This window comes from Corynebacterium sp. ES2775-CONJ, assembly GCF_024814515.1.
Lineage (GTDB): Bacteria > Actinomycetota > Actinomycetes > Mycobacteriales > Mycobacteriaceae > Corynebacterium.
Genome location: NZ_JANUXT010000003.1, coordinates 117490 through 132243 on the forward strand (window position 1 = coordinate 117490; position 14754 = coordinate 132243).

Genomic DNA, 14754 nt, shown 5'->3' on the forward strand with positions numbered 1-14754 from the left:
CAGGCATCTTAGCCGCCAAAAGTCTGCATATTTTGAGCGCCAGCTAGAGTGATCTGCGGCTCAGCCTGCACCACTGATGCCTTTTCTGCCCCTTTTTAAGGGTCGACGGTTAGAAGAACTGCGCACTTGCAACGATGGCGGCATCGCGTTGCGCTCGAGGTCTCTTAGGGCACGATACGCAATAGTCAGAATGCGGGGAGCGATAGATCATGCAGCAGCTACTGCGATATGCAGCAAGAAATTCGGGCTCCTGTTTGGTGGTGAGATCCAACGGGACAACGTCCTCGTCAACAACGTCAACAAAGTGGGGTCTCGGAATTTTCACCTCAGCAACTTCGCATATACCTCGGTGGAGTTCTCGGGCGATATGCAGTGCCTTTAATTGCTCAAACTCTTCATTACCGGCGCTCATGGCTGGTTGCACAAGACCATCTGCAACGATCGCCCATAAGGGCGCTGGCCGCATTGCATAAACTTCACAGAGCTTGTTAATTAAGGGTTTGAGATTGCTCGCTAAGTGACGGGCGGAAGCAGCGTAGGACTCTGCTGGGTTCTGGGGTCGGAAACCAAACCAATACGTTGAATCTTCGCGTCTAAAAAGTGTGCCGGTCCTCAAATCAAGATCAATGATATCGTCGCCGTGGATCATCGCTGCAACTGCTGGATTACACACCGATCCCATGAGGGAAAAGAGCCAGATCCTAGCAGCATGAGAGTGCTTAGCCACCCCATATTCCTGCTCGCTTTGAGAGATCGCTGCGGTAATAATCGACTCATCGCACAGATCATCTGGGCTCATAATTAGTGCTTCGTCAGACGGCTCTACACTAATGGCATAGCGTGGGGTAGCCGAGACTACCTGGGCCAGAGATCCAGCTACACTCACAGGTTTCTCCTTTAGAATTACGAGGCTCTTGATAAGAACAAAGCACTCGTGGCCAACGACCTAAAAAATCAGAGATGCCTCATCATTATCCTTCGTAAAAATCCTAGTCGAGGACTCCAAAAACCGCAGTGTCCTCGACTTCGCCTTACTTTTATCCGCTGATTTCTGGGAGCCTTATCTGTAAGGAACTCTCGAGTCGATATCACCTACAGTGGACGTATGGATTCCACTCGTACATTGACAGTCAACCGTGAAACTACCTTGTGTATCTCCCTAGCAGCACGCCCATCCAACCACGGTGTGCGTTTTCATAATTACCTTTACCGTCGACTCGGATTGAATTTTTCTTATCATGCCATTGCTCCTCAAGATATTGATCACGCAGTGGCAGGAATTCGTGGGCTTAATATCCGTGGAGCTGGGATATCTATGCCGTATAAGCAGGCTGTAATTGACCTCATTGATTCCCTCGACCCATCAGCCGAACGTATTGCGGCAGTCAATACCATCGTTAATACAAATGGGCATCTGCGTGGCTATAACACCGATTATCTTGCGGTCTCTCAGCTGCTTCGCACCCACCACGTGGATCCCAGCCTGAAGGTGAGTATCTGCGGAGCCGGCGGGATGGCCAAAGCTGTCGTAGCGGCTCTGGCTGACCACGGATTCGAGGCTTCACGGTGCACTGTGGTCGCTAGGCGTGCTGAAAAAGCCAAGGAGCTGGCCGAGAAATATCGGTGGTCTTACGCTACGAGGGTCCCGAGGGATCAGGATATGCTCATCAATGCCACTCCCCTGGGCATGGAAGGCCCGCACCGCCAACAGTCTGCCTTCGACCACTCCGATATAGCTCGGGCGGCAGTGATTTTCGATGTCGTGGCTCATCCTAGTGAGACACCCCTTATTCGGGCAGCTCGCGGGTCGAGCCCAATATCTCCGCGGACGGTTATAACCGGCGACGAGGTCATTGCCTTGCAGGCGGCGGCGCAATTCACACTCTATACTGGGGTAACTCTCGATCCCAAGCTGGTTAACGAAGCCGAAGCTTTTGCTCGTGGAAAAAATAGCCCCACTATATAGCCTCGTAGATTTTCTGGGCTCGTAGGATGAACGTACCCCAGAATAATTGTAGCGGAGGTGCTCAATCTAAAAGATTTTGTGCTCCGCGGATCTTGGTTCACCTCTACACTCCCTCAGGGCTGCACCACGAACGGTATTGGGCCGAAGATTGTGCTATGGGCCTATCCCAAGCTTCGCATCGTTTAAGCGGGATGACAATGGTCTGTAGGCCTAGCGATGAGGCAGCTGAGCGGAGGTACTATAAGACAATATTGATCATCCTATTAGGGAGACAGGTTCAGATGCCCTCGACTCATATCCGTCAAGCGACCAGCGCCGATCTTGAGCGCGTCACCGAGCTTTTTATTGCCTATCGCGCTTTTTATCGGCGCTGCGACGATAAGGAGCAGGCGCGCTCATTTATGACCGAACGCTTTGAGCGTGGCGATTCACTCATTCTCGTAGCCGAAGATGACACCACGGTGTGCGGTTTTGCCCAAGTGTTCTATCACTTTTCTTCCCTCCAACTCCGCACAATTTTAACGCTGAATGATCTATTCGTTGATCCGCAGTACCGCAATAACGAATCGGGGCGCAAGCTCGTCGACCGCGTCATCCACGTCGCCACTGCTCAGGGTGCCTATAGCGTGAGAATTGAAACGGGTACCAATAATATTATCGCCCGCGGGCTTTACACCTCCCTCGGTTTCGTAGAAGTTGATCATGACGATGAGTTCATGGTGCTAGAGCTCGTGCTGGAAAAGTGATAACCGAGTCTGGTAGGCGCGACATAAGCGCGAGCATTTACTGCGAATATACGGGCAATTGAGCGCGATGGATAGCTTCATACTAAAATTGCGAACACATCAATAGCTCTTAGTTTGTCTACTCTGCCGCAGAGGTATTGTGCCCCTCAAATATCGCTGCGAAAAGCGATACCAGCATTTCTGGGCGAGAGGTAGATACAACCCCGAATGGTCTTGAAAGGATCACCTGTAAATATATGTCTCCCGAATTACAACACACCCACGACCGCGATCTCGATAGAACATCCGATTCTGCGGATTCCACCCACGAGTTACTCAGCGATCTCTCTGAAGCCGATCGCGGCCCCATGGCCACTGTGTTGGTGACAGTTCTCGAAAAAGTTTCCGGAATGACCAGCGGAGTGCTGACGAATTATGTGGATAATCTCCGCGAGAAGAACCCGGAGTTTAACAACCACGATATTCAGAAAGCATTGGATAAGAACTTCTTGCGAGCGGTTACTGGCAGTGGCGCGAGCGCTGGTATGGCCTCCGCGATCCCGGGTGTTGGTTTAGTGGTGGGGTCGGCTGCGATTGGGGCCGAGAGCTTCCTTTTCCTAGATTTTGCGGCCTCCTACGCTCTCTCATCGGCTTATGTGCGCGGTATCGATATCGATTCACCCGAGCGTCGGCAAGCGATAATTTTGGCCGCGGTTCTCGGTTCGGAAGGCAATGCCCTCACCGATGCTACGTTCGGCGGGGCCTCTATTACCCAGGTAATTAAGGGTGCCAATGCTCAGAATATGGGCTACCTCAATAAGATTATGATGCGCAGCGCTGTAAAGAGGCTCCGCAAGTCAGCTCTATTTTCGTGGATCGGGAAACTGCTCCCCTTAGGTGTCGGCGCCATGATTGGTTCAGTGGCTAACCGCAAGCTAGGGCGCAAAGTCATCACCCACGTCGAAAGTACCCTAGGCACCATCTAAGCCTTGAGCCTCAGGCTAGTAAAGCGACAAGGAGCGTATTCATGCGGATGAAGTTTAAAGATTCCCCCTCCTACAAGCTCATTGCAACGCTCTGGCACACGCCCGTCGCCTTAGTGCTCACTCTAAGCTGTACGTTTCTTATTACGCTTTTCGACGCCGCTATTCCCCTCCTGACTGGCTCCGCGATCGACCAGGCAATCGCCTCCGATCGAAGCGGTATATCCGCTATCATCATCACCTTGGTCGTGGTGAGCCTGGGTCGCTACCTGTTTCAATTTGGGCGGCGGTTTTTTGCCGGTTATATCTCCAACCACCTTCAGCACCGCCTGCGGGTCGGTATATTAGAAAACCTGCTTCACCTCGACGGCCCCGCCCACGATCGCCTCCGTACCGGCCAGGTGGTTTCCAGAACCATTTCTGATCTGAACACGGTACAGATCATGATTGCCATGCTGCCGCTGATGATCGGCCAAGCCTTTAAGGTCATCCTTTTCACCGGCATCCTCATGTGGATCTCCCCCGTACTCAGCGTGTTGGCTCTTATCACGATTCCAATTTTGGTCTGGCTAGGACAAAAATCTCGCAAAACTCTCTTCGCGGCCACGTGGGCGGCGCAGCAGAAGATCGCCGATATGAGCACTCATATCGAGGAGACGATCCAGGGAGTTCGGATAGTCAAAGCCTTTCACCAAGAAAATCGCGAAATTGATACCCTACAGCAGCAAGCCACCGAGGTATACGGTCACAAGCTTCGTGTCGCTCGGTTAAGCGCCCGCTTTAAACCCCTGCTCCAAAATATCCCGACCGTTACCCTCGTCCTCAGCATTGGTATCGGTGGTCTACTCAGTCTCAACGGTGCCATTACCATCGGGGAATTTCTTGCCGCGAGTGTCTACCTCTCCGCACTCTCCAGTGTGATCTCCATGCTCGCCGCCATGTCCGTTCAAGTCCACATGGGCCTATCGAGCGCCGATAGGATATTCGAAGTTTTAGAGCTTCGACCTGAATATACAGAGCCTGAAAAACCTCAAGAGCTTAACCCTCATGCTCAGGCTTTAGGCCTACGCATAAGCAATCTTCATTACTCAGATGTCCTCAACGGGCTCGACCTCGACCTAGCGCCTCGAAGCTATACCAGTTTGGTTGGTCCTGCCGGCTCTGGTAAATCCATGCTCATTCAGCTTTTGGCGGGTTTCTATCAACCAGATAGCGGCAAAATTTCCCTGATAGAGGAAGGGCCTAACCCTGCTACTCGTAACTATACTGACCTTTCTCTATCTAGCATTCGCTCCTCTATTGCTTGTGTATTCGATGAACCTTTCCTCTCCCACGCCACGATCAGGGAGAATATTGATGCTGGCCGACATCTCAGCGATGAGGAGATTCTATGTGCCTGCCGTATGGCCTGTATCGATGATTTCATTGAGCGCGCACCCAACGGTCTGGATAGTCTCATCGGCGAACGCGGGCTGACCCTTTCGGGAGGGCAACGGCAACGGGTCGCTCTCGCGCGGGCTCTAGTCGCTCACCCTAAGGTGCTACTCCTCGACGACACCACCTCTGCTATCGACAGTGCCACCGAGGCACGCATCTACGCCAATCTGCGCGAGCACTTTCCTCATACCACGGTCCTGGCTATTACTCACCGCCATTCCACCCTCGCCCATTCGGATTATGTGGGCTTGATTCACAAGGGCCATATGGTGGCTATTGACTCCCCCGAGCGTATTGCGGACAATCCTCAATTCTCGGAACTTATGGACGTGGAATTGGACACCAACGACCTTGATCTAAGCGCGACGCCTCAGCTAACTGCCCCTCCTGAAGGACTTATCGCCGAAGCGATACGATCACCTCAATTGAGCGAGACAGAGGAAACCACCGGTCTCGATTCTCTTAGCGACACAGAATTGGAGGAGCTTTTGTGGTCGAGTCGGTCTTATGATGAAAAAGAAAGCTCTAACCGAACTACCACTAGCGGGGCTTTAAAAGCCGCGGCCTCTCTTGCCGGCGCTAAGGGGATGAGTCACGGCGCTGCTTTTGCGGCCATGGCTGGAGCCACTCCTGCGACTAAAGATCTCCTCGCACGGGTCGATCGGCTTCCTTCAATCAAGGATCTGCCTCCCCGAGGCGGAGCAGATTCTTTCCGGCAGAAGATGCGCGTCGTTAATGCTCGCACTCTCTTCTTCTCAGTCCGCTACTACCTTATGGTACTCATCGCCCTGTATATCCTCGGGGTTATTGCGAGTCTCGCTATCCCTACCCTGATCGGGCGAGCTATCGACGAGGGCATTAAGCAAAATAATGTCTCCACCTTATTAACCCTCACCGGGATCGGTCTCCTGGCGGTGGTGATGAGCTGGCTAGCCACGATAGCATCCGAATTTCTCAGCGCTCGTACCGGCGAAAGCTTATTGTACGAATTGAGAATCCGCAGTTACAGCCACCTCCAGAGGCTTTCGCTTGGGTTCTACGAGAAGGTCATGTCGGGAGCCATCATTACTCGAATGACTACTGATATCGATGCCCTCAATGGATTCCTGCAGAATGGCTTCACCGTCTTCGTCGTCTCTTTGAGCACAATCGCCGGTATTGTTATTTTGCTCGTGGCCACATCGGTCAAACTCTCGCTGATTGCCGCTATTGGTATTCCACTTATTGCGGTAGCGACTGTGGTTTTTCGTTCCATCTCGTCCAAGCTGTACACCCAAGCACGGGAGGAAGTGTCGACGGTAAATGCGCATTTCCATGAGTCGATGTCAGGGTTGCGCACCGCCCAGCTTTTTAATCAAGAAGCTGAAGTTTTAAAGGATTTCGAACGCCAGGCCGCTCACTATCGGCGTACTCGCATCAAAGCCCAGACTGCGGTAGCCGTTTATTTTCCAGGTATTAACGCCACCACTGAGATCCTCAGTGCGAGCGTCCTTGGCGTGGGGGCTCTCATGGTTGCCGATCAAACGCTCTCAGCTGGTGTCCTCGTTGCTTTTCTGCTGTACTTGGAGCGCCTTTTCGGCCCCGTTCAGCATCTCTCGCAAGTATTTGATGCTTATCAACAAGCGGCGGTGGGTTTCCGTCGTATTTCTGATCTCTTGTCCACCGAAAACTCCGATGCGGCCGAGCAGCAAGAAGAGACGACTGATGCTCACCGTACCCTCCAGGTACAGCGATCGTACTCGAGTACAGATATCCGCCGTCTGGCTCGCGAGGCAATCGATTTTGAGCAGGTGAATTTCCACTACCGCGATGTTGACGAGGCCGCACTTAGCGATATCAATCTCCATATCGAGCCTGGAACCACCGTTGCCATCGTGGGGCCGACGGGGTCGGGCAAATCAACTCTGATTAAATTGCTTCTTCGCTTCTATGATCCTATCTCCGGGAGGATCAAGGCGGGAGCCCAGCCGCTTAGTGATTTACCCGTGGGATTGTGGCGCGAGACGATCGGTTTTGTGCCGCAGGAAACCTATCTATTCCACGGGACCATTGCCTCCAATATCGCCTACGGCAAGCCACAGGCCAGTCGCGCGGACATCACTCAGGCAGTGAAAAATGTTGGCGCCTTGAAGATCTTTGCCGCTCTTCCTGATGGTCTTGCTACCCCGGTGCGCGAGCACGGTCAGGGCCTGAGCTCCGGGCAACGCCAATTAGTGGCTCTGGCACGAGCAGAACTAGTCCAGCCCTCGATCCTCGTCCTCGATGAAGCTACAGCCACCTTAGATCCAGCCACCGAGAAGGTCATCGTCGAAGCCTCGCACCATGTGGCGCATACCCGCACTGCTTTTGTGGTAGCTCACCGGCTTGCAACTGCGGAGAATGCCGATCGAATCCTTGTGGTGGATAAGGGGCGTATCGTAGAAGACGGGAGCCATAACGAACTCCGCTCATCTGGGGGTACCTATGCCACACTTTGGAAGGTTGCGCGTTCTCAGAGTGAGCCCCCACTAACCCCGAAAGTGAAACCGCGCACATTGTAAGAAAAAAATAGCTATCGTCTATTAAATACGTTCCAGTTACAGTGACGAACGTGGACAATACCCCTAAGAATTCCTTAACTAAAAGAACTTCCCACAGAAATGAGGCGAGTACCTGCCGTGAGCAGCGCTAGTACTTTTGGCCAGAATCAATGGCTGGTCGATGATATGTTCCAGCAGTTCCAACACGACCCAGAGTCAGTTGATAAGGAATGGCGTGAACTATTTACCAAACAGGGTGGCCCCCGCCCTCAGACCGCTTCAAGTTCGCAGCGTACCTCCGACCAATCGAAGGTGACCGCACCCGATACACCTGATTCAGTAGCGACGAAAGCTGATCAGCACCGCGAAGCGGAGGTAAGTAAAGAGGCTAAGGATAAGGCCACCGCAAAGAAGCGCTCTCAATCCCCACTAGCGCGCGCCGCTGAGATGCCTACAGCGGGAGAGAGAACCCTCAAGGGCATATTCAAAGCGATTGCAAAAAATATGGATGAATCTCTAACGATTCCCACTGCCACATCGGTACGCGATATGCCTGTGAAGTTGATGTTCGAGAATCGCGCGATCATCAACGAGCACCTGCAGCGCACCCACGGCGGCAAGGTTTCGTTTACCCATATCATCGGTTATGCCCTCGTGAAGGCGATTATGGCTCACCCTGATATGAATAACTCCTATGCTGAGATCAATGGGAAACCCACCGTTGTCACCCCGGAGCATATTAATCTCGGTCTAGCTATAGATCTGCCCCAAAAGGACGGTTCCCGCGCACTTGTGGTCGCAGCCATCAAGGAATGCGAAAAGCTTGATTTTTCCACCTTCGTGGAAAAATACGAAGATATTGTCAAGCGAAGCCGAACAAATAAGTTAGGGATGGATGATTTTTCGGGAGTCACCGTTTCCCTCACAAACCCAGGCGGTATTGGCACTCGACACTCCGTCCCTCGCCTCACGCAAGGTCAAGGCTCCATTATCGGTGTCGGCTCGATGGACTATCCAGCAGAATTCGCAGGCGCATCCGTAGATAGGCTTGCGGAATTGGGTGTTGGCAAATTAGTGACCATCACCTCTACCTATGATCACCGCATTATTCAGGGCGCCGAGTCTGGTCACTTCCTCAAGACCATGAGCCAGCTCTTTATCGATGATTCGTTCTGGGATGAGGTTTTCTTCTCCCTCCACATCCCATATACCCCTATGCGCTGGGCCCAAGATCTACCCAATACTGGGGTGGATAAAAATACCCGCGTGATGCAGTTGATCGAAGCCTACCGTTCACGTGGACACCTTATCGCCGATACAAATCCCCTGCACTGGTCACAGCCTGGTATCCCCGTGCCAGATCATAGTGATCTTGTCATGGAATCCCACGGTCTAACTATTTGGGATCTTGATCGTACTTTCCACGTAGGCGGCTTCTCGGGTCAGGAATCCATGACTCTGCGCGAAGTGCTCTCGAAGTTGCGCAAGGCCTACACTCTAAAGGTCGGTGCGGAGTATACCCATATCTTGGACCGTGACGAGCGTACTTGGTTGCAAGAACGCTTGGAAAAGGGTATGCCTAAACCCACTAGTGCAGAGCAAAAATATATTATGCAGCAGCTCAATGCCGCCGAAGCATTTGAGAATTTCCTGCAAACTAAATATGTAGGCCAGAAACGCTTCTCTCTCGAGGGCGCCGAGGCGTTGATTCCGCTTATGGATTCCGCCATCGATACCGCTGCGGGCCAGAATCTCGACGAAGTGGTTATTGGCATGCCGCACCGCGGCCGGTTGAATGTGCTCTTTAATATTGTAGGCAAGCCATTAGAAACTATCTTCTCCGAATTTGAAGGAGATATCGAGGCCAAAGCAGCTGGAGGTTCCGGCGATGTGAAGTATCACCTGGGAGCCGAGGGCACACACTTACAAATGTTCGGCGATGGCGAGATCAAGGTAACCTTGACTGCCAATCCTTCCCACCTTGAAGCCGTTAACCCCGTGATGGAGGGTATTGCGCGCGCTAAGCAAGATTTGCTCGATAAGGGGGATCAAGGGTACACGGTTATGCCGCTGCTTCTCCACGGCGATGCTGCTTTTGCAGGCTTGGGCATTGTGCCAGAAACCATCAACTTAGCGCAGCTTCGCGGCTACACCGTCGGTGGCACCGTGCATATTGTGGTCAATAACCAGATCGGCTTCACCACTACCCCAGATTCCGGCCGCTCCTGCCTCTATTCAACCGATATGGCTAAAGCCTTTGGTTGCCCAGTCTTTCACGTTAACGGCGACGATCCAGAGGCTGTGGTGTGGGTCGGTACCCTCGCGACGGAATACCGGCGTCGATTCGGAAAAGATGTCTTCATTGACCTCATAGCCTATCGCCGCCGAGGCCATAATGAAGCTGATGATCCATCAATGACTCAGCCAAAGATGTACGAGCTCATCGACGGCCGCAAGACCGTGCGCGATCAATATATCGAGGATCTGCTCGGCCGCGGTGAACTATCAAAAGAAGATGCCGAGAAAGTCTCCCGCGACTTCCACGACCAAATGGAATCGGTCTTCAATGAGGTCAAAGTGGCCGAGAAGAAGGTCTTTACTCAGCAGGAGGGCATTACCAAGGCCCAGGAACTCCCTCGCGGGTTAACTACTAATATCTCCAAGGCAGAATTTGCCGAGATAGCAGAAGCCTACGGGCGCCTCCCTGAAGGCTTCACCCTGCACCCTCGAGTGGCGCCGGTAGCCCACAAGCGCGTGGAATCTATCTCAACCGGTGGCATCGACTGGGGTTGGGGCGAACTCATTGCCTTCTCCTCCTTGGCTAACTCCGGCAAATTAGTCCGTCTAGCAGGTGAAGATACTAGGCGCGGCACTTTCACCCAGCGACACGCGGTGGTTTACGATCCCCGGACCGCCGCGGAATTTAATCCTCTGCATGAATTGGCAGAATCCAAAGGCAACGGCGGTAAATTCCTCGTCTATAACTCTGCGCTCACCGAGTATGCTGGCATGGGTTTTGAATATGGCTACTCGGTTGGCAACCAAGAGGCCGTCGTGGCTTGGGAGGCGCAGTTCGGTGATTTTGCCAACGGCGCGCAGACCATCATCGACGAATATGTCTCATCTGGCGAAACAAAGTGGGGACAGACTTCCTCTGTGATCCTGCTGTTGCCCCACGGCTATGAAGGTCAGGGGCCAGACCATTCGTCTGGCCGGATTGAACGCTACCTGCAATTGTGCGCTGAGGGCTCCATGACCGTGGCCCAACCATCGACTCCCGCTAACTACTTCCATCTATTAAGGCGCCACGCCTTGGGTGGACTCAAACGCCCGCTCGTTGTATTCACTCCCAAGTCGATGCTGCGCATGAAGGCTGCAACCTCTGAGGTTTCTGAGTTCACCGAGATCACCACTTTTAAGTCAGTCATCAACGACCCACGTTTCTTTGATAAGTCCGGATCAACAGTCGGTGACACCTCGAGTGTGAAGACGATCTTGCTGGTATCCGGAAAGCTCTACTATGAGCTGGCGAAGCGAGCTGAGAAAGAGAGCCGCAATGACGTCGCTATTATACGTTTGGAGATGCTCCATCCCATCCCATTCAACCGTCTCAAAGAAGCTTTCGACGCTTATCCTAATGCGACTGAGATTCGCTTCTGCCAAGATGAACCCGCCAACCAGGGGCCATGGCCCTTCCTTAGTGCCCACTTACCTGACCTTATCCCAGGAATGTTGCCCTTGAAACGAGTATCGAGGCGCGCACAGGCATCGACCGCCACAGGCTTGTCAAAGGTGCACCAAGTAGAACAACAGGAACTCGTTGACTCAGCCTTCAGCGAATAGATCCGTCAGCAATTAAGGTGAGGGTGCCGTAATAAGCGGCACCCTCACCTTTTTGAATGGATTTTTATAAGTTGAAGTCGCCGCTATATCTATCTAGAAATTCCTCAGCCGCTTGGTGAGCAGAACCAACCTTCTGGGCGCGCTCGATGATGTCCTGCAAAGAATCGGTTGTGAGGACCCCAGAAACTGTATTGATTGCTCGCCTACTGCGACGATCTAAGTCCGAGGTTCGGTAGATCGGCATAATGTGCTCGGGCAGACCCGAGTCGGAGTCGACACATCCGAGCGCATTGGAGGGGTCTGTGGCAGTTGTATTATCAAGCAAGGTAGACATGGCTGCGGCGTAAACTATTTCCCGCTGCTCGTGAGGGTCAGTTATATCCCGCGCGAAACGCTGCCGTAAATCCTCTGCTAGACCTGAATTCCGCGCCTGGACTAGTGTTCCGGTACAACTAATCACGAGGTCTGCTGAGCCATAGCTGAGCCGATCCACGCCACTATAATAACCCGACTGATCCAAGCTTAGGATCGCCTGATGGCCGGCCCGTTCGAGGGCTTGTTCGTATAATTCTGCCAAGACCAGTGCCTCAGTGGTGTGGGGCTGGACGGCAACGATAATCACCCGATCGGGGCTCGCAGCCTTATTATTCGTAAAGTCAAAGGGATCGAGGTAACCATTACCGACCACATATCCTGCGCCTAGGGTGCTGAGCGCCGCGATCGCCGCAATCCCACGCTTAAGAGCTGCAGAGGGCACGATGGGGTCCTTTCCCTAGTTCGGGCGCTTATGAGTGAATTCGCTGATGAGATCACGTGCTTGGGGGGCTGTTGCCGGATCGCATAGGATATCGTATCTGCTGGCTACTATTTGGGTGGTAGACGCAAAGTCACGTTTGCCCCTTGAGGCCGCGTACTGGATGGCTGCCGCGCTGGTATAGAACACTGAACCTAGGAGGACGCCGAAGATTAGCGAGCTCGACCAATCGCCCGTGACCACTCCTAGAAGCGTTCCCATAAATAGGCCCACCCAGCCACCTGAGGCAAGACCGCTCAATAAAACTTTCGGCCATGTCAGGCGCCCCAGCACGTTTTCGCACTCCATTAAATCAACGCCGACGATTGAGACTGCACTGACATCGAACTCTTTATCCGAGAGCATATCGACGGCTGCCTGTGCCTGCGCATAGGTGCTAAAGGAGCCGACTGGCCACCCCTCGGGGATAATTCTTTGCCGCCCATTCAGCTCAGGGTTGGGCCTCGAGAAAAAAGTCATACCTGTGTTCCTTGTCAGTTCGTTCAGGTCTAGAGTGGCTTGCGCAACACTCAAATACTGTTCACTATATCGCAGTTGTTCAGCGCCAGGATACGTGTTAGGGAGTGCCCTGGAGAAACAGCTACACTTATCAATTATGAGTGAAGTTACCCGAGTTTATGCTGGGCGCCTAGCGGGCATGATTGTTCGCGGTCCCGAAACTGATGCAATCGGTCGCGTGCGTGATGTCATTGTTAATATCCGGCCCTACGGACATACCTCCCGAGTGCTTGGTCTCGTGGTTGAAATGACCAATAAGCGCCGCATTTTTCTTCCCATGCTCCGGGTGGCCTCCATCGATCCTCATGAGATTATGCTGGTCTCTGGTTCGGTCTCACTGCGATCGTATAAGCCTAGGGCCGGTGAACTCGCTATCGTCGGCGATGTGATCGGGGCGAAGGTCCACGTGGATGATCCTGAATTGGAGCAGCTGCACTCTAAGCCGGTCGAGATTGCCGATGTGGAATTAGAGCGTACCCGTACTCGCGACTGGGCCATCTCTGCGGTGGCCGTGCTCAAGGAACGTGCCACTTTCGCTCGCCGGCCGGAACTGTTTGTGGTGCCGTGGAAGCACGTCCATGGTATCAGCGCTGCGGGTGTTGGTATGTCTGATGCCTTTGCTGAGTTGTTGGCGGAGTTCGAGGATATGCGTCCGGCAGATATCGCCTCGGTGCTCTATGACTTGCCCGAGAACCAGCGCACCACGGTCGCTACGGAGCTGGACGATGAGCGCCTCGCCGATATTCTCCAAGAGATGAGTGAGGATCGCCAGGCCGAGCTATTAGAAACTCTTGACATCGAACGTGCAGCTGATGTGCTCGAGGAAATGGATCCTGATGATGCTGCCGATCTGCTTTCTGAGCTCGACGATGAAAAAGCCGATGTCTTGCTCGAACTCATGGATCCTGAGGAATCAGCCCCAGTGCGGCGCTTAATGAGCTTTAGCCCCGACACGGTAGGTGCGCTGATGACTCCAGAACCTTTGATCCTCAGCCCTCAAACGACCGTCGCTGAGGCGCTCGCCCAAGCCCGCAACCCTGATCTTCCTACCTCCCTATCCTCTATGGTCTTTGTGGTGCGACCGCCCACCGCCACCCCGACGGGGACTTATTTAGGTTCTGTGCATTTGCAGCGGCTGCTCCGTGAACCCCCGTCGATGCTCGTTTCTGGCATTTTGGATCCGGATCTACCGCCCCTTTATGCTGATGATTCCCAGGAAACTGCGGCGCGCTATTTTGCTACCTATAACTTGGTCTGCGGACCTGTGCTGGATAACGATAACCACCTACTGGGAGCGGTGGCAGTTGATGACCTTCTCGATCACTTATTGCCGGAAGATTGGCGTGATTCGGGTATCCGCCCCGATTCGACCATTGTGAAAGGAGACCTAGCGCATGGCTGAGTTAGATACCCCACGGCTGCCCGGGAAAAAGAGGCTTTTCAGACTTGATGACGATTCCATTGGCGCCTACGCTGAGCAGGTCGCCCGCTTTTTTGGTACCGGCAGTTACCTGATGTGGCAGACGGTTTTCGTCGCTATCTGGATCGTGCTGAACCTCGGCGCCTTCTGGTGGCAGTGGGATCCCTATCCCTTCATCTTGCTGAACCTGGCATTTTCCACACAGGCAGCCTACGCGGCGCCGCTGATCTTGCTGGCACAGAACCGACAAGAAGATCGTGATCGTGTTTCTCTCAATGAAGATCGCCGCCGTGCTTTTGAAACCAAATCGAATACCGAATATATTACCCGCGAGCTCGCTGGCTTGCGTCTAGCGCTGGGTGATATGGTCACTCGTGATTATCTGCGGCACGAATTGGAAGATCTTCACACCATGATCGAACGCATTGAAGCTAAGCTGGACGATGAAGCCGCTGAACGGACTGCATACCGCCATCAGCAGGGACTCGATGACGCACACCACGATCTTAGTGACCCGATTCAGGGACGCACGAGTGAGCGTCGTTAAGC

10 protein-coding genes are annotated in these 14754 nt (G+C 53.3%); 7 read left to right on the forward strand and 3 right to left on the reverse strand.

Going from position 1 to position 14754, the window contains the following annotated elements; translation table 11 throughout:
- Positions 1-109: 109 nt before the first annotated feature.
- Entirely contained in the window at positions 110-886 is a 777-nt protein-coding gene (locus tag NXT01_RS04530; RefSeq protein ID WP_259078045.1) for a (2Fe-2S)-binding protein, read from the reverse strand.
- A 219-nt stretch (positions 887-1105) separates the two neighbouring features.
- On the opposite strand from NXT01_RS04530, the gene NXT01_RS04535 reads away from it, so the two are divergent.
- From NXT01_RS04535 to NXT01_RS04555, 5 genes are all read left to right on the forward strand, one after another.
- Positions 1106-1966 (forward strand): shikimate 5-dehydrogenase, encoded by an 861-nt coding sequence (locus NXT01_RS04535; protein WP_259078047.1) that lies wholly within the window; start codon positions 1106-1108, stop codon positions 1964-1966.
- Positions 1967-2247: 281 nt separating this feature from the next.
- Positions 2248-2712, forward strand: a complete 465-nt coding sequence (locus NXT01_RS04540) for a GNAT family N-acetyltransferase (RefSeq protein WP_259078049.1) — start codon at positions 2248-2250, stop codon at positions 2710-2712.
- A 236-nt stretch (positions 2713-2948) separates the two neighbouring features.
- Positions 2949-3677 carry an EcsC family protein gene (locus tag NXT01_RS04545; protein WP_259078051.1) on the forward strand — a complete coding sequence of 243 codons (729 nt, stop codon included), beginning with the start codon at positions 2949-2951 and terminating at the stop codon, positions 3675-3677.
- A gap of 41 nt (positions 3678-3718) precedes the next feature.
- The gene (locus NXT01_RS04550; protein ID WP_259078053.1) at positions 3719-7651 is read left to right on the forward strand and encodes an ABC transporter ATP-binding protein; all 3933 of its coding nucleotides are present in this window, start codon (positions 3719-3721) and stop codon (positions 7649-7651) included.
- 165 nt (positions 7652-7816) lie between these two features.
- Complete coding sequence (locus NXT01_RS04555) at positions 7817-11473, forward strand: multifunctional oxoglutarate decarboxylase/oxoglutarate dehydrogenase thiamine pyrophosphate-binding subunit/dihydrolipoyllysine-residue succinyltransferase subunit (protein WP_396124747.1); 3657 nt, start codon at positions 7817-7819, stop codon at positions 11471-11473.
- Between the two features lie 64 nt (positions 11474-11537).
- On the opposite strand, the gene NXT01_RS04560 is transcribed toward NXT01_RS04555, so the two are convergent.
- Together NXT01_RS04560 and NXT01_RS04565 are read right to left on the reverse strand one after the other, a co-directional pair.
- Positions 11538-12230, reverse strand: a complete 693-nt coding sequence (locus NXT01_RS04560; protein ID WP_259078056.1) for a hypothetical protein — start codon at positions 12228-12230, stop codon at positions 11538-11540.
- A gap of 15 nt (positions 12231-12245) precedes the next feature.
- Positions 12246-12746, reverse strand: coding sequence for a general stress protein (locus NXT01_RS04565; RefSeq protein WP_259078058.1), 501 nt, complete (start codon positions 12744-12746; stop codon positions 12246-12248).
- 136 nt (positions 12747-12882) lie between these two features.
- On the opposite strand from NXT01_RS04565, the gene NXT01_RS04570 reads away from it, so the two are divergent.
- On the forward strand, positions 12883-14187 hold the full coding sequence (locus tag NXT01_RS04570) for a magnesium transporter MgtE N-terminal domain-containing protein (RefSeq protein WP_259078066.1): 1305 nt from the start codon (positions 12883-12885) through the stop codon (positions 14185-14187).
- Complete coding sequence (locus NXT01_RS04575; protein ID WP_259078068.1) at positions 14180-14752, forward strand: DUF1003 domain-containing protein; 573 nt, start codon at positions 14180-14182, stop codon at positions 14750-14752. The genes NXT01_RS04570 and NXT01_RS04575 overlap by 8 nt, the downstream gene beginning before the upstream one ends.
- The last annotated feature ends 2 nt before the right edge of the window (positions 14753-14754 follow it).